This window comes from Aliivibrio sp. S3MY1, from assembly GCF_028765575.1.
Classification (GTDB): domain Bacteria; phylum Pseudomonadota; class Gammaproteobacteria; order Enterobacterales; family Vibrionaceae; genus Aliivibrio.
The window spans coordinates 1-21866 of the sequence record NZ_JARACO010000025.1; the positions used below are offsets into that span (position 1 = coordinate 1).

18 protein-coding genes are annotated in these 21866 nt (G+C 38.6%); 8 read left to right on the forward strand and 10 right to left on the reverse strand.

The features are described 5' to 3' along the window. The first annotated feature begins 94 nt into the window (after positions 1-94). The 4 genes from PVK62_RS14215 to PVK62_RS14230 all read left to right on the forward strand — a co-directional run bounded on the left by PVK62_RS14215 (position 95) and on the right by PVK62_RS14230 (position 5934). Positions 95-1168 carry an efflux RND transporter periplasmic adaptor subunit gene (locus tag PVK62_RS14215; protein ID WP_274442769.1) on the forward strand — a complete coding sequence of 358 codons (1074 nt, stop codon included), beginning with the start codon at positions 95-97 and terminating at the stop codon, positions 1166-1168. After that, positions 1168-2229, forward strand: a complete 1062-nt coding sequence (locus PVK62_RS14220; RefSeq protein ID WP_274442768.1) for an efflux RND transporter periplasmic adaptor subunit — start codon at positions 1168-1170, stop codon at positions 2227-2229. Before PVK62_RS14215 ends, PVK62_RS14220 begins: the two co-directional genes overlap by 1 nt. After that, positions 2229-5294: an efflux RND transporter permease subunit gene (locus PVK62_RS14225; protein ID WP_274442767.1), complete on the forward strand. Its 3066-nt coding sequence runs from the start codon at positions 2229-2231 to the stop codon at positions 5292-5294. Before PVK62_RS14220 ends, PVK62_RS14225 begins: the two co-directional genes overlap by 1 nt. Positions 5295-5520: 226 nt before the next feature. Next, a complete protein-coding gene (locus tag PVK62_RS14230) occupies positions 5521-5934 on the forward strand; it encodes a VF530 family DNA-binding protein (protein ID WP_045103503.1) in 414 nt (137 codons plus the stop codon). Positions 5935-6064: 130 nt separating this feature from the next. Here PVK62_RS14230 and PVK62_RS14235 read toward each other — a convergent pair whose 3' ends face one another. Beyond that, positions 6065-6784: an SDR family oxidoreductase gene (locus PVK62_RS14235; RefSeq protein WP_274442766.1), complete on the reverse strand. Its 720-nt coding sequence runs from the start codon at positions 6782-6784 to the stop codon at positions 6065-6067. 164 nt (positions 6785-6948) lie between these two features. On the opposite strand from PVK62_RS14235, the gene PVK62_RS14240 reads away from it, so the two are divergent. Continuing rightward, positions 6949-7839: a LysR family transcriptional regulator gene (locus PVK62_RS14240; protein WP_274442765.1), complete on the forward strand. Its 891-nt coding sequence runs from the start codon at positions 6949-6951 to the stop codon at positions 7837-7839. Positions 7840-7929: 90 nt separating this feature from the next. After that, on the forward strand, positions 7930-9258 hold the full coding sequence (locus tag PVK62_RS14245; protein ID WP_274449462.1) for a diguanylate cyclase domain-containing protein: 1329 nt from the start codon (positions 7930-7932) through the stop codon (positions 9256-9258). A gap of 8 nt (positions 9259-9266) precedes the next feature. On the opposite strand, the gene PVK62_RS14250 is transcribed toward PVK62_RS14245, so the two are convergent. The 7 genes from PVK62_RS14250 to PVK62_RS14280 form a co-directional block, all read right to left on the reverse strand. Further along, positions 9267-10244: a PAS domain-containing protein gene (locus PVK62_RS14250; RefSeq protein ID WP_274449463.1), complete on the reverse strand. Its 978-nt coding sequence runs from the start codon at positions 10242-10244 to the stop codon at positions 9267-9269. 129 nt (positions 10245-10373) lie between these two features. After that, positions 10374-11699: a TonB-dependent receptor plug domain-containing protein gene (locus PVK62_RS14255; protein ID WP_274442762.1), complete on the reverse strand. Its 1326-nt coding sequence runs from the start codon at positions 11697-11699 to the stop codon at positions 10374-10376. Positions 11700-11846: 147 nt separating this feature from the next. Continuing rightward, a complete protein-coding gene (locus tag PVK62_RS14260; protein WP_274442761.1) occupies positions 11847-13061 on the reverse strand; it encodes an MFS transporter in 1215 nt (404 codons plus the stop codon). A gap of 9 nt (positions 13062-13070) precedes the next feature. Beyond that, positions 13071-13253 (reverse strand): hypothetical protein, encoded by a 183-nt coding sequence (locus PVK62_RS14265; protein WP_274442760.1) that lies wholly within the window; start codon positions 13251-13253, stop codon positions 13071-13073. A 131-nt stretch (positions 13254-13384) separates the two neighbouring features. After that, positions 13385-13849 carry a hypothetical protein gene (locus tag PVK62_RS14270; RefSeq protein WP_274442759.1) on the reverse strand — a complete coding sequence of 155 codons (465 nt, stop codon included), beginning with the start codon at positions 13847-13849 and terminating at the stop codon, positions 13385-13387. Between the two features lie 120 nt (positions 13850-13969). After that, a complete protein-coding gene (locus tag PVK62_RS14275; RefSeq protein WP_274442758.1) occupies positions 13970-16090 on the reverse strand; it encodes a diguanylate cyclase in 2121 nt (706 codons plus the stop codon). A 102-nt stretch (positions 16091-16192) separates the two neighbouring features. After that, positions 16193-16729 carry a DUF924 family protein gene (locus PVK62_RS14280; RefSeq protein ID WP_274442757.1) on the reverse strand — a complete coding sequence of 179 codons (537 nt, stop codon included), beginning with the start codon at positions 16727-16729 and terminating at the stop codon, positions 16193-16195. Positions 16730-16844: 115 nt separating this feature from the next. Here PVK62_RS14280 and PVK62_RS14285 point away from each other — a divergent pair, with 115 nt between their 5' ends. Both PVK62_RS14285 and PVK62_RS14290 read left to right on the forward strand, forming a co-directional pair. Continuing rightward, the gene (locus tag PVK62_RS14285) at positions 16845-17378 is read left to right on the forward strand and encodes a heme NO-binding domain-containing protein (RefSeq protein ID WP_274442756.1); all 534 of its coding nucleotides are present in this window, start codon (positions 16845-16847) and stop codon (positions 17376-17378) included. 22 nt (positions 17379-17400) lie between these two features. Continuing rightward, positions 17401-19134 (forward strand): ATP-binding protein, encoded by a 1734-nt coding sequence (locus tag PVK62_RS14290; protein ID WP_274442755.1) that lies wholly within the window; start codon positions 17401-17403, stop codon positions 19132-19134. 70 nt (positions 19135-19204) lie between these two features. On the opposite strand, the gene PVK62_RS14295 is transcribed toward PVK62_RS14290, so the two are convergent. Beyond that, complete coding sequence (locus PVK62_RS14295; protein WP_274442754.1) at positions 19205-20671, reverse strand: peptide MFS transporter; 1467 nt, start codon at positions 20669-20671, stop codon at positions 19205-19207. 264 nt (positions 20672-20935) lie between these two features. After that, complete coding sequence (locus PVK62_RS14300) at positions 20936-21856, reverse strand: M14 family metallopeptidase (protein WP_274442753.1); 921 nt, start codon at positions 21854-21856, stop codon at positions 20936-20938. Positions 21857-21866: the final 10 nt, after the last annotated feature.

The following is a 21866-nucleotide window of genomic DNA, read 5'->3' on the forward strand; positions in this document are numbered from 1 at the left end:
CTATTTTACTGCACGGGTGTAAAATATATTGATCTGCTTCTAATTAAAACTATACTGCACAGGCGTGTAATAAATAATATAAGTGGAGAACATTGTGCGAAAACAAAACATAAAACGCACATTCCTAGGTGCTGTCATAGCATTAAGTTTGTCAGGAATGCTTACTGGTTGTGAAAAAGCGGTATCTGAAACGACGGATCAAACGATTAAGCCGGTAAAACTATTGTCGGTAAAAGATCTTTCTGTTGCTGATTCTGATGCGTTTCTTGCACGTATTGATGCGACGTATCGAGCACAATTGTCATTCCAAGTGGGTGGTGAAGTCTCTGATATAAAAGTAAAAATGGGGCAAGCTGTAACTAAAGGCGAGTTATTGGCGTCATTAGATCCAAACGATTTACAACTGGCATTGGATGCAGCGAAAGCACAGTTCTCACTAGCGAAGACACAATGGAGTCGCGCTAAAAGTTTGTACAGTAAGAAGCTAATTAGTACCAATGAGTACGATCAGCGTGAAACACAATATCAAGCGGCACTGGCAAATTACGAACAAGCAAAAACGGATGTAAGCTATACCGAAATTCATGCGCCGTTCTCTGGCATTATTTCGTATACCTACGTAAAACCGCATCAAATTGTGGGTGAGAAGCAAGAGATTTTAAATTTGATTGATAACTCAACATTGGATGTGTCGGTAACCTTACCTATTAGCTATGTAGATTCTGTTTCTATTCCGGTATTAATCAGTAGTGATATGTGGGTAACCATGGATAATGAGCCTAACAATAAAATTCAAGGTAGATTTAAAGAGATCTCAACACAGCCTAATTTAGACACGAACAGTTATGAAGCGATTGTAACGATGGCTTTACCAAAAGGGCGTAATCTATTAACGGGCATGACGGGACAAGTTCATATTCCAAAACAGAAAAGCTCTGGTTATTTGCAACTTCCCCAAAGTGCATGGGTAAGTAAAAACATCAATCAAGGGCAAGTGTGGTTAATGAATGATGAAACAAACACGGTGACTAAAGCGACGTTACCGTTAAATGAGCAAGGGTTAGTGATATCTGGTTTAAATGCAAACGATTATGTTGTGATTGCTGGTGTTGATAGCCTTGTTGAAGGTCAAACAGTAAAAGCATGGCAACGTGAGGAAGGTATTTAATGAAGCGTTCATTATATTCATTATTGGTACTGAGCCTCTTTATGCTAACGGGTTGCCAAGAAGACGCGGTAACAGAAAGCAGTGAGCCACTTTATATCTCAGGCTTTACAGTTGGCGCGCCTGTGACTCAACAATTTCGCTCTTTTAAAGGCCAAGTGGTTCCTGCTGAGCAAACCCCTATAGCGTTTCGAGTAACGGGTGAGATCCAAGAGGTATTAGTTAAAGCCGGAGATGTGGTTAAACAAGGCCAACTCATTGCAAAACTAGAAGACAGCAAGGTAAAACAAACAGTTAATGATGCTAAAGCACAATATTCGTTAGCGTCAAAACAGTATCAACGCGGTAAAGAATTGAACCGCCGCGCTATGATTTCAACAGCGGAACTTGATGAGTTATTTGCGAATAGAGAACTGGCGCAAGCGACGTATCGTTCAACTAAAAATCAGTTAACTTATACTCATCTTATTGCACCATTTAGCGGCAAAGTGCTTGATGTTTATAAAGAGCAGTTTGAGCGTGCAGCGGCAGGTGAGCCTATTCTTAGTTTGTATCAAAACGATAAAGTGTACGTGCGTATTGATCTGTCAGATAACGTGTTAGCCATGATAAATCCTGAAACTAATCGAGACTCTTATCATCCGATGACCACATTTGTAGGTTTATCAGGCTCTTATTCTATGGCGTACTTAGAGCACACTAGCGAGCCAAATGCCCAAACTCAAACCTATGAAATGTACTTAACCATGCCTCAACCGAGCACTGAGATTTTGCCTGGTACTAGTGCCACGGTGAATGTCGACATGGTAGAAGCCGGGATCACCTCAATTGATGGCTACCATGTACCAGTGACGGTACTGCAAGCGGGTAAAAAAGCAGGTCTGTTTTATGTCTGGATCATACGTGATGGGCAAGCGGTTAAAATGCCAGTAACCATTCGCCAAATAAACGGTGAAGGAGCAATTGTGGCTTCTGGTATTACTCAAGGTGATGTTCTTGCCAACTCAAGTGTACGAAAATTACGTGAAGGCAAAAAGGTAACGTTAGTGGAGAATCAACAATAATGAACATTGCTGAATATTCAATAAAAAATAAAGTCATTAGCTGGCTATTCATTGTTATTTTAACTATTGGTGGTATCACCTCATTCTTAGATTTAGGCCGTTTAGAAGACCCTGCTTTTACGATTAAAGACGCGATGATTATCTCGACTTATCCGGGGGCAACTTCAAAAGAAGTTGAAGAAGAGTTAACGTATCCATTAGAAAAAGCGATCCGTAAATTACCTTATATCGATAAAATCACATCGACCTCGTCTAACGGCATGTCGCAGATCATGGTGAGCATGAAGATGGATTACGGTCCAGATGAGTTGCCACAGATCTGGGATGAAATGCGTCGTAAAATTAATGATTTGAAACCAACGTTGCCTCAAGGGGTTCAATCTTTACAGATCATTGATGATTTTGGTGACGTGTTTGGCGTAATGATGATGCTGACGGGTGACGATTATAACTATGTTGAGTTAAAACGTTATGCCGATACATTAACGCGCGAATTAGAACTGATTGATGGGGTAGGTAAAGTCTCTATCGCGGGCGATCAACAAGAAATGCTGTTTGTTGAAATATCTCTCGATCGCTTAGCAGCACTGAACCTAGACATGAATATCGTAGCTGGCCTATTAAACCAACAAAATAACGTGGTGCCGGCGGGGGAAGTATTGGTGAATGGCGAAAGCTTAACCATTCGTCCAAGCGGTACGTTAACCACGATTGAATCGTTAGAAGATTTGATTATTCATGGCCGTGATACCGGTAATTTAATCCGTTTAAAAGACGTCGCAACGATTAGCCGTGGTACACAAGAGAAACCGAACAATGTGATCCGATTTAACGGTAAAGATGCGTTAAATATTGGGCTGTCGTTCGCGTCTGGTGTAAACGTGGTCGAAGTTGGTCAACGAGTTCAAGAAGAGTTAGCGTATTTAGAATCGATCAAACCTGCCGGACTTGAGCTAAGTTATTTCTATAACCAAGCGCAAGAAGTCGATACGTCAGTCCGTGATTTTATCATCAGTTTAGGCGAAGCGGTCGCGATTGTTATTTTGGTTTTATTGTTCGCGATGGGCATGCGAAGTGGCCTAATTATTGGTGTGGTGTTACTACTGACCGTATTTGGTACGTTTATTTTAATGAGCTACAACAACATTGACCTTCACCGTATCTCATTAGGTGCGTTGATCATTGCACTAGGGATGTTGGTTGATAATGCCATTGTCGTGGTTGAGGGGATTTTAGTTGGTCTCAAAAAAGGACGAACCAAGGTTCAAGCAGCGGCAGACATTGTAAAACAAACACAATGGCCTCTATTGGGCGCAACGGTTATCGCGATTGCTGCGTTTGCTCCGATTGGTTTATCAGAAGATGCCACTGGCGAGTTCATGGGCGACTTGTATTGGGTGTTGTGTTACTCATTGTTTTTAAGTTGGGTAACGGCTATTACGATCACGCCATTCTTAGCTAATTTATTGCTAAAAGAAGAAGATAAAAACACCGGTGAAGAAGAAGACGACGCTTACAAAGGGGTCTTATTTACAGCGTTTGGTTTATCACTTAAGTTGGCGTTACGCTTTCGTTGGTTAACCGTTGCTTCGTTAGTCGGTTTGCTGGTGGTAGCTGTGATTGCTTTTGGTCATGTGAAGCAGCAATTTTTCCCTGCCTCAAATACGCCAATGTTCTACGTGGATATGTGGATGCCAGAGGGCACTGATATTCGTGAAACAATTAAGCAATCAGAAGCGGTTGAGAGCTACATTAATAAGCAAGACAATATTGAGTTTGTTTCAGCATCGATAGGCCAAGGTATGCAGCGTTTTGCGCTTACTTACCAACCAGAAAAGAGCTATGAAGCGTATACACAATTCCAGATCCGAACCACAGATCGCGAATCAATGTTTAGTTTATTAGAATACTTAACTAACTCATTAGATAAACGTTTTGAGAAGCCAACCTTCCAGTTCAAAATGATGGAATTTGGTCCTTCTCCTGCGTCTAAGATCGAAGTTCGTATTTCAGGGCCTGATCCTCAAATTCTGCGTGATCTAGCGACCGATGTTGAAGACATTCTAGCGACAGATTCAGGCTCAAGAAACATTCGACATAATTGGCGTGAACGTACTAAAGAGCTAACGCCTGAGTTTAATGAATCGAAAGCGCGTCGCTTAGGGATCTCAAAAGAAGACTTATCAAATACGCTGCAAATGGCATTTGGTGGTAATACATTAGGAATGCTGCGTGATGGCACACATACTTTGCCAATTGTGGCGCGTTTGCCAGAAGTAGAGCGTGTGGATTTTGAATCATTGCAAAACGTGAAGATCTGGAGTCCATCACTACAAAGCTACATTCCAGTAGACCAAGTGATTGATGGTGTGAACCTAGATTGGAGTGAGCCTCTTATCCAGCGTCGCGACAGAAAACGCACTATTACGGTCATGGCTGATCATGATTTATTAAGTGATGATACGCCTGCAAGTTTGTTAGCGCGTGTTCAACCAAAAGTGTTGGAAATGCCGTTACCAGAAGGATATGAAATCACATGGGGTGGTGAATATGAATCATCAAAAGATGCGCAAGAGTCTCTATTTGGTTCATTGCCAATGGGCTACTTGTTCATGTTTATCATCACAATGTTGCTGTTTAACTCGTTTAAAAAGCCGTTAGTAATTTGGTTTACGGTTCCGCTGTCCATCATTGGTGTTGCGTTTGGTTTATTGGGTACTAATATGCCGTTTAGCTTTACCGCGTTCTTAGGTTTATTAAGCTTGAGCGGCATGATTTTGAAAAACGGGATTGTCTTGCTTGACCAAATCAACCTTGAACTGTCATCAGGCAAAGATCCATACGTTGCGATAGTGGACAGTGCGATCAGCCGTGTGCGTCCTGTGAGTATGGCGGCGTTAACGACAATATTAGGGCTTATCCCATTATTGTTTGATGCCTTCTTTAGCTCAATGGCAATCACTATTATGGCGGGTTTAGGCTTTGCGACTATTTTGACACTGATTGTAGTGCCAGTAATGTACGCGATTTTATTTAATATTAAGCCTGCACCAAACCACGCATAAACGAATACTGTCTTTGAGTTTATTTTTACTCACCAATCACAATGGCCTTAGGGTTATTGTGGTTGGTTTTTTACGTTATAATCTCCTTAAAGATAGTTACTTATATTTCACGGGTTAATACTATATTTTGAGTGATAACCCTGTATAATCCGCCGCCTATTTATTGGTAATATTATTGTCTCTCTAAGACAATCATTCACGCGTTAGTTAAACTTAGGAATTCGTTATGACTGAAGAAGAAAGAATTGAACTGCAACAGAACAACCCATTACACGGTCTTAAGTTAGAAATCTTACTGCAAGAGTTGGTTGATCATTACGGATGGGAAATTCTAGATACCGCAATGCGTTTAAACTGCTTTAACACCAACCCGTCAATGGCGAGTAGTGTTAAATATTTGAAGAAAACACAATGGGCAAGAGAGAAGGTTGAAAACTTCTACTTATACCGTTTTAAACGTATGCCTAAAGCGTCTGATCTTGAATATCAAATGCCTCCACGTTCACGTACATTTGCTCATGGTCTTGAGCCTCGTGAACCAATGGAACTGACGGTAGAATCGATTCTGCTTTCTCAAGCGAAGTCAGCGTCAGCACACCAAGCACGTTCTCAAAACCGTGGTGGTAACTACCGTCGTTAAGTGTTAGGTGAATCATCGCGAATTGAAGATGATTTCTAGCTAGAAATAAAAAAGCCAAACTGGGCAATCCAAGTTTGGCTTTTTTGTGCTTATTATTTAATGATGATTTCGCTAAGTAAGTTAGTACCTACTATGGCTGCTGCTTAGTAGGAGCAAGTGCAATCTCACGGATACATACGTTTTGAGGTTGTTGGTAAGCAAAAGATACTGCGCGTGCAATATCATCAGCAGCGAGTACGCCACCCATGCTTTCTTTCCACTCACCATAGCCATCTTTGATCTCTTGAGAAGAGGTGTGAGAAAGAAGCTCAGTTTCAACTGCACCTGGAGCAATTGTTGTTACACGAACGTTTGATAAAGCCACTTCTTCACGTACATTTTCAGAGATAGCGTGAACCGCAAACTTAGTACCGCAGTAAGCCGCATGGTTTGGGAACGTCTTCTTACCAGCAATAGAGCTGATGTTGATAATAGTACCCGTGTTACGCGCCATCATAGGCGCTAGAACCGCTTGCATACCATTTAGAAGGCCGATAACGTTCACATCAAACATTCTCTTCCACTCTTGTGCATCTTGTGTGTCAATTTGACCAAGAAGCATAGCGCCTGCATTGTTTATTAGCGCATCAACAGGGCCGAATTTTGCTTCACCCTGAGCGATTGCAGCATCAAAAGAGGCTTTGTCTGTTACATCGACTTTTACTGATAGAGAGTTTGGTAAATTAAGCGCTTCAAGACGGTCAATACGACGAGCAAGAAGCAGCAGAGGATGACCTTCATCACTTAAACGACGTGCGATTGCTTCACCAATACCAGAGCTTGCACCTGTAATAACAACTAATTTTTTCATCTTCTATTTCCTTAATAAATTCAATGAACAATCGAAGTCAGAGCCCTGCTTCGTTGCGATGGAGATATATTACTGCGACTTGTATTGTTGATATATAGTCATTTACTTGAAACTCTGTTGCTGTACTGCAACAATAGAGCGTCGATAACTACTGAGCCACTATTATGATCAATCACATTAACCTTACCGATATTCGCTCGTTTGTTCTTATTGCTCGTTTGGGTAATTTTACTAAAGCCGCTGAAACCTTGGATGTTTCTCGTTCGCACGTATCACGTCAAATAAGTAGCTTAGAAAAACAGATGGGCGTGACATTATTAATACGAACAACACGCACGCTGCGTTTAACAGAGGCCGGAAAGCATTTTTATCAGCAATGTGAACAAGCCCTTCATACTATAGATCAAGCTCTGTTATCTGCCGTAGATGATGTCGAAAAAGTGCAAGGAGAGATAAAGATAAACTGCGTAGGTGGTTATTTAGGTGAGGTGTTTCTCGCAGAATTAGTAAACGATTTTATGCAGCAATACCCTGAGGTATCGGTGAGTTTAGATTTTAGTAGTAACCGTGTTGATTTAATCGAAGAAGAGTTTGATATTGCATTTCGTATGGGAGCACTTGAAGATTCTGGATTTGTCGCTAAAAAGCTGTTGAATATTGAAATGGGAACGCTAGCAAGTCCCTCTTATTTGGCTCAACGTGGAAGGCCAACTCACCCAAAAGAGCTGAATCAGCATCATTGCTTAACGGGGTCTGTGCGTAAATGGCATTTTCAATCTCTTAATAGTAAAGAGCATTATGATGTTACGGTGAAAGGTAATTTACAGTGTAAAAATGGCCGAGTATTAGTCTCTGGTGCGTTAGCGGGCAATGGGATTATTCGTGTTCCACTGATTTATTGCCAGCAAGAGTTAGACGATAATAAGCTTGAGCAAGTATTTGAAGAATGGGGGATCCCAAGTGTCGATTTCTCAGCTCTTTATCATCGAGACCGTTACCAGCCAAAACGATTAAGAACCTTTATTGAGTTTATAGTGAAAGTTTGTCAACCTTAGCCGTTTTTATAGGTAAATTGAGTAATTAATACACCTCTTTATAAAAAAGAATTTTGGTATTTGATCTTATTAATACTATTATTCACTACAGTGGATAGTAGAAAAGGTCATGGATGTATGAGTATTCGATTAAAATTAGCATTATATTTGCTGGTGCTGTTTATGGTATCTATTATCAGTTCTATTTTAACGTTTAAATTAGAAGCTTATGGTGATAAAAAACTTGAATGGGTTATTCATACCCACGATGTGATAACTAATTCAGAAAAACTACTCAGTAGCCTTAAAGATGCCGAGACGGGGCAAAGGGGATTTTTATTAACCGATAACTTCAACTACCTTCAGCCATATTATATGGGTGAATCCGAAGCTCGAAATACCTTAGAGTATTTATACCAACTGACTAGCGATAACAAAGATCAACAAGATTCCCTTGATCATCTTTCCAAAGTAATGCAACTAAAGTTCGATGAGTTAAGATCAACCATTGAATTAGCGCAAAATAACCAACAAGCTCAAGCGTTAGCTATTGTCAAAGAAGACACAGGCAAAGCGTATATGGATGTGTTGAGAAAAGACTTAACTCAGTTTATTAATATAGAGCTTTTATTATTAGAAAAGCGTAAGGGTGATTATAAAGAAAATCGCAGTAAGTTAGTGACCTTCATTAAGCTACAAATGTTTTTTTTGGCTTTTTTAGCCATTGCGACTCTCTTTTTTATGAAGCGAAATCTTTTTGACCCCCTCTATCTATTACTTTCTAGTACTAAAAAAATGCAACAAGGTGAAAAATTAGATATTACCGATATTGTTGAACAAAATGAGATGGGTAATCTTTTATCTGCTTTCTTTAAAATGAATGAAATTGTTCATGAAAAAACAGAAGCGTTAACTTATAAAGCACATCATGATGAGTTAACAGGGCTTAAAAATAGAACAATGGCGAATGAAGATCTTCAGTATGCGTTGCAACACGCCGAACGAACTCATTCTAAGGTTGCAATCTATTTTATTGATTTAAATAAATTTAAAGAGATTAATGATACGCTTGGTCATGATGTTGGTGATGAGGTCCTAATAAAAACGTCGCAGTTGTTGGTTAAAGCAGTACGACGAAGAGATGATGTATATCGATTAGGGGGTGATGAGTTTTTAATTATAAGCCAAGAAATTACTCAACATTCTGGAGTGAAGAGATTATCATCAAAGTTACAAGACCAGTTTACCTCTCCAGTCATTATAGGATCTGAATCTATGAGTATATCGTTGAGTATTGGTGTGGCTATTTATCCTGATCATGGGCTGCATGGAGAGGAGCTGATTAAGTACGCAGATATTGCTATGTATGAAGCGAAAAAAGAGGAAGGGACAACCTGTTCAGAGTTCACTCCCTCTATGCTTAAAAGAGAGAGTGATTAAAGAATAAATTATATCGATATCATTAAGCGATATGGTATCGATTTTTTCCTGATACTTTTGCACAATACATCGCTTTTGATTTGAAAAGAGCCACGAATGAGTAATTGCTTTAAAATACGATAAGAAAATTTAACAGGATGGCGAACAACTAATTGGTTTAATTTATTGATATCACCAAAATAACGAATAAAGGCGGTATTTTTTGTTTCAACTGTCATGTCACGTAAAATAACCACAACAGAGCTTGGGTTCTGGTCGAAAATGGTCTCTGCTAATCGTTGACGTTGCTCTGCGGCATAGCGTGTGGTGATGTCTTCAATATGCAATAACGAGTGTTGCTCACCTGAAATTGGGTATGATGAAATTTGATAGCGCACGCCTGTAACTTGATGACGGATAATAACGGGTAACAAACGTTTATGCTGTTCAATATGTTGTAATAGTTCGTTGATACGGGTGCTTGGTTCAAACTCATGCAGTATGTCGTAAGGCGTTAAAGAACCATCAATATGATGACTTTGATTTCCAATCTCTGGAAAAAGCAGATGGGCAGCAGGGTTGTAATAGGTGACTTCTTTACTCGGTGAAATGACTAATAAGCCTTGCTCTATAGAGTCAAGAACTTGATTAATATAGTGGTTTCTATCCTCTAAATTCTGGAAGGCTTTTGTTAATAAGTCGTCTCTATAACTAAGGTTGTCTAGCATTTCATTAAAACAATGCGTTACCATTCCTAATTCATCAGGATGTAGAACATCAAGGCGTTTATGGGTTACCCCTTTTTTAATAACACTCTGCATGGAATGAAATAAGGACGACAAAGGCATGGCAATTAATGTGTGTAATCCATGTGCAAAAAAGAGTGCTAAGATAGAAAGTATTAATGAGGTACATAAGAAAATAACAATGATCTGATTACGTTGCTTAAATATATTATCTTTGGATACCCATACAGTTAGGTTGCCAAGGTAGTGATATGACATCATATACTCATAGTAATTCAAATTGCCATCAGGGTTTACGGTATAAGCACAGCTACTGCAATAACTGTTTTCTTGAAACTGAGTATCTAACTCTAAGCGGGAAGGGGTAATTACAGCGCGTCCCCAGCCTGCCTATAGACGTTGTTTATCCGTTAACTTTTGCAGTGCACGCACTTGTGGTTGTGAATACCACTCTTCGGTAATGTTTGCATATTGTATGCGATTGCCAAGGGTAACTTCTGTGCTGTCAGTTAGATTAATACTTAAGTTTGTGTAGATACCATAACTTTGGTTTAAGAATTCATGCTCTTCAGTGGTGCGTATATAAGGCGAAAAATATTGCTCTTCTTTGGTGAATTGAGCGTATTCCTCATCAATAATACGAGCGTTGGCCCCAATGGTTAGCGCCCCAAAATATTGAGTATTAAACGTGTATCGAGTATCTAAATCTAAACGTGTAAAACTGGCGGGTTCATTGGTACCGTCTGATTCACTGTGAGTGAGCCAAAGTTGATTTTCCCATTGGTCGCCATCTAGTTTGTCATGTAAATATTGAAAGCCTGCAAACAGCTCTTGAGAGTTCATTTCAGTAAAAAAAGCGTCGTAATCATTTTGATGTGATGCCGGGTCTAAAAAAGCAGGCGTGTAGTGCAACCATTGATAATCTTCACGAGAGCGGATCCCACCAAATTGCATTGAAACGGTGTTTTGTTGGTTTTGGTAATCCGCACGCATCCCAAAACGCTCGGTTAACACTTTTAAGTGGCGAATTTCATTCAAGATAGGATCTTTATCGGTAAAGGGGGAGTGCTGTAAAGATTCGATATAGCCAGATAAATGGGTATAGTCATTTATCTGACCACTGTGATGAGCTTTAAATTCTTTATAGTCGAAATTACCTGCCGCAGCACTTACTTGTGCTTTAGGCGCACTTTCAGCATCTTTAGTGATTATGTTAATGACCCCGTTAACCGCGTTGCCGCCCCACATTGTACCTACAGGCCCTAATACAACTTCAATACGGTCAATATTGTCTAGACTTACGGGCAAGGTATCCCAATTAACACCTGAGTACATTGGATTAACGGTACTTCTTCCGTCTATCATTACTAGTAGTGTATTGTTTTCACCTTGGTTTTTACTGCGAGCAGAGACGGTCCAGTCATAGTCTGAGAATTTAGCGACATGGAGACCGGGGGCAAGAATAAGGACATCCGCGATCGATCGTGCACTAGAGCGTTCAATCTCTTTTGAGGTAATGATATGCACAGACGCAGGGACGTCAGATAAACTGAGTGATGTTTTAGTGGCAGTGACTACCTTTGTATCAGTTAGTGAATCTAATGGCATATTAAGTAATGCATCGAGGTTATCAACGTCATCTCCCATGCTTGCTAAAGCTTGAAAAGAGGACAGAAAATATAAGACATACAATAATGAATATCGAAGTATCAACATAAGATTCAACTAATACAAAGGTAAGTTAAGTAAAAGGCATTAAGTAAACACCCATTCCGTGTATTTTCAGTTAAATCTCATGTTTAAGATAATATTATGAATCTTATTTGCGAGTTATACCTAATTTTTATGAATGTAACATCATTTTTATTTATAGGCGCTTTGTAATTTCAGTCTTTGTATTGGCTTATCATTAATTGGCAAGTGAATTAATGCCGCACAGAAAGCCAGAACAACCGTAGACCACCAAATTGGTTCGTATGAGCCATAATAATCATAAATACGACCCCCAGCCCAAGCGCCTAAAAAGCTACCAACCTGATGAGTAAAGAAAACTAAACCATACAAGGTTGATAAGTAACGAGCACCGAAGATCTGGCGTACTAAACCAGAGGTTAATGGCACTGTACCTAACCAACAGAAACCAATGGCACCACCAAAAATAGCCGCGGTGTGCTCAGTAACTGGTAGTGTTACAAATGCGCCGATCACAATAGTACGAACAAAATACAGTGCAGACATTACGTGTCGCTTGCTGTACTTATCGCCCATAACACCCCAGAAGTATGAACCGAAGATATTAAAAATACCGACATAAGCTAATGCCATTGCCGCACTTGAAGCGGGGAGATCTTTATCGGCTAAGTAACTAGGTAAATGGGTAGCAATGAACATCACATGAAAGCCACATACAAAGAACCCTGCGTGGATTAACCAGTAGCTTTTGTTAGCAAATGCTTCTTTTAGCGCCTCGGTTAATGTCTGCGTATTTTCTTCTTCTGTTTGTTTTTCTGATGGCTTTGCTGTCTTCATAAACAGAGCAAAGGTAATAATAAGCGTACATAGCATGGCGAATACTTGTAATGCAAACTGCCAGTTAAAATCATGCAGTAAGGTTTGGGCGCCAGGAATGACCGCAAACATACCAAAAGAACCTGCAGCCGTTGTTAAACCAAACGCTTTAGCAGCATGTTCAGCAGGAACAACTTTAGCGACCGCTCCTAAAATAATGACATAACTGGTGGCACTTAAACCAAAGCCCACTAGTGCGCCAAGAGATAAATACAACATGCTCGGTTCAGTTGCGACAGACGTAAGAACCAGTCCCAATGCATAAGAGGCCGCTCCTATCATGATAATGCGTTTAGAGCCCCACTTATCTGATGCCATGCCAACAAATGGTTGAAAAATGCCAAATAATAGGTTTTGTAGTGCGATAGCAAAGCTAAAAAATTCACGTCCAGTTTGGAAATGGTCTGAAATTGGCATCATAAAAATGCCGAATGATTGTCTGATCCCTAGACTGATAATTAAAATCCCGATCCCAAGCCATACTAGTGGTGGAAAGCGAAAAATACTCATAATGTGCTCTTAATGGTGATGATGAGAATGATGGTGGTTATCGTCTTGACCTGTCTGCTGATGGCACCCACTATTTACCGCTTGTTGAGCTAATAAATTCAACAAAGTAGGTGAGTTATGAACGGCAATAAGGGATAAAACTAATAACACACTCATTCTGACCAATTGAGCGAAAATGGATTGTGAAAACATGCTGCGCTCTTAGGGTTAAAAATAAGAGCGCGAATAGTAGAGAAAGGGGAACTATGAAGCAAATGACTATTTCTCAGGGAGTCTATGATTTTTATGCATAGATCTATTTATACTAAGAATAAATAAAGTTGTTAGTCTGTAATTTCACCGACAATGACATCTTCTACTTTACTATTTAAAAATAGATTACGTTTAATAATAGGATCGACAGCGGCGAGTGCAGCGAAAGAGCCTGCCCAATGGTCAGTGTGAGCAGCAAGTTCAACATAAGCAACATTGTTTTTAATTCTAAAGTGGGTGACTTGACCTGCGCTTTTATAATTCGGTAGTAAAATCTCTTTCGCACTGCGTTCAGCAAGTTCTTTGAAAGAGGTTTTATGGATACACTGGCTTACAAATATCACAGAGTTAAGTGGATTCTCCCCTCCGATTTGCGAAAACTCAGCCATGGCATGACGGTAATCTGGAATGTCTTTTGGTAGTGATAATAAAAATTCATTATTACTACATTGGACAGTGTCTTGCTCTACATTGCTATCTAATTGGCAACCACCAAGAAGTATAAGTAATGTAAGTAATGTAAGTACTGGCTTCATAAGAAGAGGATCTACCTTTTGTAACTTTTTCTGGGATCATAAAAGCTAGTGTATCGCGTCAAAGTTAAATGTCGTGTATTTATCTTGATAAACGCCGAAACAGAAGCAGAAATCATGATATTAGATCAATAAGTAATTATTGCGTCCAGCTTTTTTTACTTTATAGAGCTGCTTATCTGCAATATGACTAAGTTGGCTAAAGTTTTTAATTGATGAGGTTTGGTTTAATTGTGTATTAATACCGCCAATCGATACACTTAAGCGATCAGAATAGCGTGATTTTGGGTTCGGTACATTAGCTTGATGTAAAGAATCACGTAAGCGGCGTATTTTTGTTTCAACTGTATTTGAGGTATGATCGAAAGAGATGATCAAAAACTCATCACCCCCATAACGGAATAAATAATCATTACTGCCACTGAATGCATTTCTCATTAATTGACTGATAACGTTAAGGATATTATCACCTTCAATATGGCCATACGTATCGTTATAGGTTTTATAGTCATCTAAATCCAACATCAAAACAGCAATGTTGGTGTTTTCTTTTAGTGCTTGTTCGACTAATTTTGGTGTAATTTTATCAAGTTGATAACGGTTGTATAATCCCGTTAATGGATCCGTTTTTGAGAGTAGATCTAAGTTTTTATTCGCATCTTCTAATCGTTGTCTTTGTTTTTGATTTTCTAATGATACCGCGATAAAACTCGCTAAGTGTTCTATCAGATGGCGATGGTGCTCATGGTATTGATTAGCATTATGATGTTGAACGGATAACAAACCAAGTACGTCATCTTTTAAAATAATAGGCGTCAGAATAATAGAATGCACCGCTGGGCTATTTTTACGCACCACCATGTCATTTTTTTTACGCTGTTCGTTATCAACAAAGGGAGCGAGAGCATCATCCGTCACGGTATTTAAGTGTACGGTAGCGCGGTTTTTAATCACATAGGTACCAACGGTTTTATGTTGTTGGCAGTTAATTGTCAGAAGTGGTACAGGGCCATTTGCATCGATAAAATAACGATAATCAAGATCATGAGTTTCTTTATCATATAAGGCAATACCGAATTCGAAAGTCGGTAAAATAGAGTTTATCTTAGTTAATATATCTGTAAGCGATGCGGTTAAATCTAGTGTCGTTGCTATATATTGACCAATTTCTGTGATCGCTCCCATGTGCTCTTGCATGTTGCTTAATACTTGCTGTTGCTGATTGTCTTCAATCACATCGACATTTTTTATGAGCGCTTTATTTTGCAGTTGTTTTAATACGTCTAATGTTTTTTCTGCTTTTTGGATATGCAGTTTTTGATGAGAAATTAATTGAGGCCACTGTTGTTGTTTTTCAATCAAGTTCGCTTGCACATGAGCATATACACTATAAAACCCATAATTATTCGTGCTTTGTAGTTTTTTCTCAATGTCTTCACACAGTAATACAGCGTCATCGTTATGATTAATACTTTCTAAATACTGTGCAAAAAAGATACTGTTTTCTAATTGATTATGTTTATCTTGAGTATCAGAGTAAAACTCTTCTGCTTTTTTAAAATATTCAATAACAAGCTTTTGTGAGGCATTAGGTTGTTTAGCCAATATCTGAGCTAGATAACCATAAGAAAGAGCGATAATACGGCTAGAATGGTTCTTTTTTGCGATATTTTTTGCTCTATGGATAACGTTTATGGCTTTTTTAAACTGCGATAAGTGTCCATAAGCATAACCAATATTAAGCAGTGAGATGGCTTTATTTTGTAAATTATTTGAGTTTTTAGCTGCAGTAACACCTTGCTTTGCATACTCGATTGCTTGTTCGTATTGAGCCAAACATAAATACATATCACTGATGTTACAGTAAATCAGCGAACGGATATTATCATCAAGTAGCTGTATGTTTTCTAGAACCTCTTTATACAGAATGTAAGCGGTTGTGTAGTTTTCAGCGTCAATATACATGGATGCTAATAATGCATTTATATAAATACGAAGTGGCAGTTCATCATCGGTTAAAAGTGATAAACAGAGTTTATAAGCAACAATTGCCGATTTAATATTATCTTTACGATCAAATGTATAGGCGTTGAGAAAGAGTTCAATAGATTTAGGGCAAGAGCAATTGTTCTCTTGGCAGATCCGAGAGACTTTCGTTTTAATCTGTTCCAATCCATTTAATCCAGGGTAATTTTGAACCCTAGTAACAATTCCCATTAATTGAGAATAAACCTTATTACTCATACTGCATCCTCAGATATTGATACCGTATATTAGCGGTATCAATATCTGATATCAAACAGTATCTCCATCTGTTTGTTAATATTTATGAGGGATAATGTTATTTTAAAAAGAAGAATTCGGTTGAGTTAAAAATGCGATCTCTTCAGGCGTACTTTCTCTATTTAAAATGGCATTTCGATGTGGATAACGACCAAATTTATCAATGATGATTTTATGTTTTACTTCAAATTCGTAATTACCCTCACGGTCTAATGATTTAAATAGCGCTAGGGCTTCTTCGTGAATTAACTGAGATTCACTGTGCATAAAAGGCATATATAGAAAGCTGCGTTGCTCTTCTGATAAAGATTGATCAACCTTAAGTGAGATGGCTTCTTGGGCCAGAGCTAAGGCAAGGGCATCTTGTGCAAAGGCTTTTGGTGTGTTGCGATACACATTACGAGAAAATTGGTCTAATACAATAATTTCAGCTAAACGTCCTAATGGCTCTGAACGCCATGTAAACAGCTCTGCTTGTGAGGCTTGCTCAAGTACTGAAAGAAAGCGACGTTTTATGTTGTTATCAACGTCATCATTACTGACAAACCAATCTTTAGGTTCTAATTCTTCAAACCAAAATTTGATGATTTCTTGATACATATAGACTTCCTTTATGTTTAGATTCATCCGAGTATAGATGATAAAGATAAAATCTACCTTATTTAGATATTGCTTCCTACACTTAGATAGAGACGAACGGTGAAAAGGGTTAAATATGAAAGGGATTATTTTTTCAGAATTTTTAGAGTTAGTTGAAGATACTTTTGGTTTGGAAGTATGCCAAAAAATGTTAGATGATAATAATGATGATGGTGCTTATACCTCGGTAGGTACTTATGATCATAAAGAGTTAGTAAAGCTGATTATCTCATTAAGCAAATTAACGAATATAAGTATTGAAGATTTACAGCAAGTTTATGGTAAGTCGGTTTTTCTTACTCTCTATAACAGTATGCCAAGTTTAGAAGGAAAATCGTCTACTACGTTTGATTTTATTAAGCAGGTAGAAAGTTATATTCACCTTGAAGTGAAGAAACTGTATGCACAGGCAAGCCCGCCAGAGTTTGTTTTTATTTCTAATACAGAATCTGAAATGGTGATGGATTACATCTCTGCGCGTTGTTTTTCTAATGTTTGTTTTGGTCTAATCCAAGGGTGTGCAGAGTATTTCAATGAAAATATAGACATTCAAATGCAGGCAATTCAGCAAGATGGCTCTCAAGTTCGTTTTACTTTATTGAAAGTATAATTTCATTAAGGGGGAGGTTAAGATGAATAGCGAGAAAATGATAGAGCTGTTAAATCGAAAAATTGAGAGAGAGAAACAAGCTCGCAAAGCAGCAGAAACCTTACTTGAAAAGAAAAGTAATGAGCTTTACAGCGCTAAAAAATTAGTTGAAGATGCTTTGCTTATGGTTCAAAAACAGGCTGAGAATGACGTAGCTCTATTGAAATTCAAAAGCTATCTTGAAGCTCTTTTTTTGGAGTATAGCCAGCGATTACTGCAAGAGAAATTAACTAAAGGTCTATTGAAAGGGTTACTTGAAGATCTTGTTAATATTGAACCAATACAGGCGATTCACCTCTCCTCAAGCTTAGCAACACAAGAGCAAGATATTAGTGTTTTTTATTCCGAGAATGATATTTTATTTAGTGACTTCTCTCTATCTAAACATTCTTTAGATTGGAATGCAGAGTGCAACCAGTTAATTGTTTATCTTCATCAAGATGATGTGCCGTGTGGTTCGCTTCAGGTTATGTTTACTCGACCTCCTAGTTTTACATGGTATGAAACCATTGAGAATCAATTTCGTTTGTTTTCTGAGATGCTCAGTGCTGCTTTTGAAAGGCAAAAGTTATTAGAAGAAACTCTTAAAGAGAAGCAAAGAGCTGAGAAATCAGAACAAGCAACTCGTGACTTTGTTGCTATGATAAATCATGAATTAAGAACGCCGCTTAATGGGCTTTTAGGATCAGCAGAGTTAATGGAAGACACAGCCATTACATCATATCAACGTACTTTGCTTGAAACAGTACATCAGTCTGGTGAGATGCTCAGGGTTATTATTAATGATTTACTTGATTTCAGTAAAATGAGTGCTGGAATGCTAGATCTTAAAGTCGATAATTTTTCCCCAAATCGACTAATATCGGTCATTCAGCAAATTTTTACTCGCCAAATAGAAGAAAAAAGATTGGTCTTTGAAGTCAATGTGTCCCCTAATATCCCCAAAATGCTGCAAGGGGATGTGGACCGAATTCAACAAATTATTGTAAATTTAATAGGTAATGCGATTAAATTTACGACAGAAGGCAAGATAACCTTGGTTGTTTCTTGGATTGATAACTCACTTCAGATAACCGTTTCAGATACAGGGTGTGGTATTCCTAAGGATAAGCAAGCCAGCTTATTTGATCCTTTTACGCAGGTAGATAATTCAAGTCAGAGACAGTTTGAAGGTACTGGTCTTGGTTTATCTATTTGTCAGTTTTTGGTTTCAGTTATGCAGGGGGAGATTTCGCTCTCAAGCCAAGAGGGCATAGGTTCTCATTTTACCGTTTTAATTCCACTCAATGAGCCCTTAATTCAGCAAGGTGATAATGATCATGAGATGGACTTTTCTTTCCCTATTAAACAATTGTCTATTTTGGCGGTAGAAGATATTAAGATGAATCAAACGATCTTAAAGATGATGCTAGCTAAAATAGGGATTATTCCAGAATTTGCAGATAATGGTCAGCAAGCGATTGAGTTTCTTAGTGAAAATGAAGTGGATATCATACTTATGGATTGCCGAATGCCGATAATGGATGGTTTTGAAGCAACGAAAGAGCTTAGAATATCGGGTTATTGTAAACCGATTATTGCGTTGACCGCGGGGACTACAACAATGGAAGTTGAACAATGTATTACGGTAGGAATGGATGATATTTTGAATAAACCCTACAAGTCAGAAGAGCTTGAAAGGATGTTGCAGCTATGGGGGCATAATTGTCGAACTTAAAATAAAAAGCCTTACTCTATTGATAAATATAGTAAGGCTTTGATATTAAATATAACGTTGAGTTATGCTCTTACTCTTGTAGAGAGGCTGCCTCAGCACGTTTGCTGCTTTCAAGCATCTTACGAATAATAAATGAAGCAACAAAAGCAACAGCTACCATAACAACAGCAAGAACAGTCAGTAACTGAAAGTAATCGCCATAAACAGTCTGTACGAACTCTTGAGTAATGACTTGTCCCTTTTCTTGAGCTATTGATGTTGAGAATACCGCACCAACAATACCGCTTAATGCCATCGCAACAGAGAACAGACTTACTGAGAAGCCTTCGATGTGTTTTGGTGCCACAGATAAGATGAATGCAACGACCAAGCTACCAACAATAACTTCAGCAAATGCTTGGAAGAAGTGGATCAGTAAAAATACTTCTGGACGAATGATCACATTTTCACCAACACTCATCACTGCCATGGTTAAAATACCAAATGCAATAGCCGTTAAGATAAAGGCAAAACCAATCTTAGTGGCTGTTGAAAAGTGAATATCACGTTTCTCAAGAGCTGAGAATATCATTGCAATGATTGGGCCTGCGACAATACACCATAATGGATTCATCGCCATTGATGCTTCTGGTGCGATAGGAATAAGGTTGAATAGATCACCACGCATAGTATTGATGGTTACCATGGTCATTGAGGTCATCATTTGGCCGTAGTACACAAAGAAAGCGGTGGTCAGTGCGGTAACTATAAGGATGGTTCCCATTTTCAGTGCGTCTGACTTCTCAGATTTAACCATTAGAAGTACGAAATAACCAATCGCGGCAAGGCCAATGACATAAACAATGTTTTGGCCGATATCCATGTTTGAGAACATGAAGAATACCAGTCCAATCATGGCTGCAGAGGTGACTAAAAATGCGATCCAGTTTTTAGTGCTTACTGGTTGCTGATCAATCTCTGTACCTACGGTTAGTAGTGATTTACGGAAAATAACTAATGTTGCTAATGCAAAGAAAGCTAATATTGCTGATAACATAAAGCTTCCGTGGAAACCCAACACAAGAACAAACATTGGAAATAAGTATTGCCCTAATAGTGCACCAACGTTGTTTACAGAGTAGTTTACAGGGTAGCAGTTTTCAAAATGTTCTTGAGTATCAAAGGTACGTTTGTAAAGGCTTGGGTAGGAGGGAGACATTAAGCCACGTCCATAACTTGCTAATGCGATACCACATAATGCCATTGGAACATTGGCGGTGTATGAGCCTAAGACAAGTAAAGCGTAACCCACAGAGAAACCAAGGAAACTAATGGTTAGCGAGCGGTAAGCGCCTAAAAATTTATCGGCAATAAAGCCACCAGCGATAGCAAATAAAGGACCTATAGATGAAAAGGCACCGACAACCATCATGGTGTCAGCTTCGCTGTAGTTTAGTTCTTCTAGAAAAAATCGAGTTAATATAACCATGACACCATAAAACGATAAGCCAAACATCATTTGGCAAAACATCATGGATTTATTTAGTTTGTTCCACATAAGGATTCTCTTTTAGATAATTACTCTAGGTATTTTACCATCAAAAGAATGCAACAAAAGACGAGTTTATTAAAATGGCATTGAGGAAATATTGTAACCAAGGGAGCATTTAAGCAGTATATACAGTCATTTGTTAATAATTATATAGATTAAACTTTTTATGATGAATAAGTATTCAATATGTTGATAAAAAATAGATGAAACATTCAAAATCTAAACTTTTTGTTTTGAATCATCTATTTTGTAAATAGAATGAAGTGTGTATTATTTTTGAGCTAATAAGTACTCGATGCCACCAACAATAGCTGCAACTTGAGCATCATTACACTCTTGCGCAGTGACTTTATCACTGTCTGGATATACTTCAGTTGTCGATACAAAATCGGCATCCGTTAGACCAGCACATAGGCCTAATTTCTTTGTTGGGTATTCAATGACGCCTTCTTGTACGACATCAGATCCAATAATTTGGTTATTTGCATCGGGTGGAGCAATGTGTGTAACAGTACGAACTGAATCAATGATTGCTGTTTGAAATTCTGTCGCTGGTTTTTCGGTATCACCCACAGTATAGAAACCATCAGGAATATAGCCTTCGACGTATTCTAAGCCATCGCGTGCAGCTAATGCAGGGCGAAACTCTGTCTCATCGCTGTCTGTTGTTTCATGCAGGTCAATATGTGCAAAAACAGGCGTTTCAAGTGACGCCACTAATGCCATTAATCCTGCCGACTCTTCAGTCGGACTATCTGCATAAAAAGAACGGTTTGGATCGGTCGCTGTTGGGTTCCAACGATTAATTACTTCATAACCCCATGGGCTAACACAAGGGGCAACGACAATGTTAAACCATTGACTATAGTGTTCAGCTTTTGTGTCTACAAATTGCAATGCACCATGAACGCCTGATGTCTCATAACCATGAACACCACCACTGATTAATATTGTCGGCTTAGCATTATCCCATTGACGAGTTTTAATACATAACAATGGAAAGCGTGTTTCGTCATACGATAGCGCACCATATTGCGAGATATCAAAGCGATCAGAAAGCGCATGAATTTTGGTTACGACTTCTTCCTGATATGAACGTTTTATTGTCATGCTTGCAAGCCATGCGGCTTTTTCGGTTTCGCCCCAAGGTTGGCCTTTTGTTCCAATTGGGTAGCTGTAATCGTTTTTCATGATGCTTCCT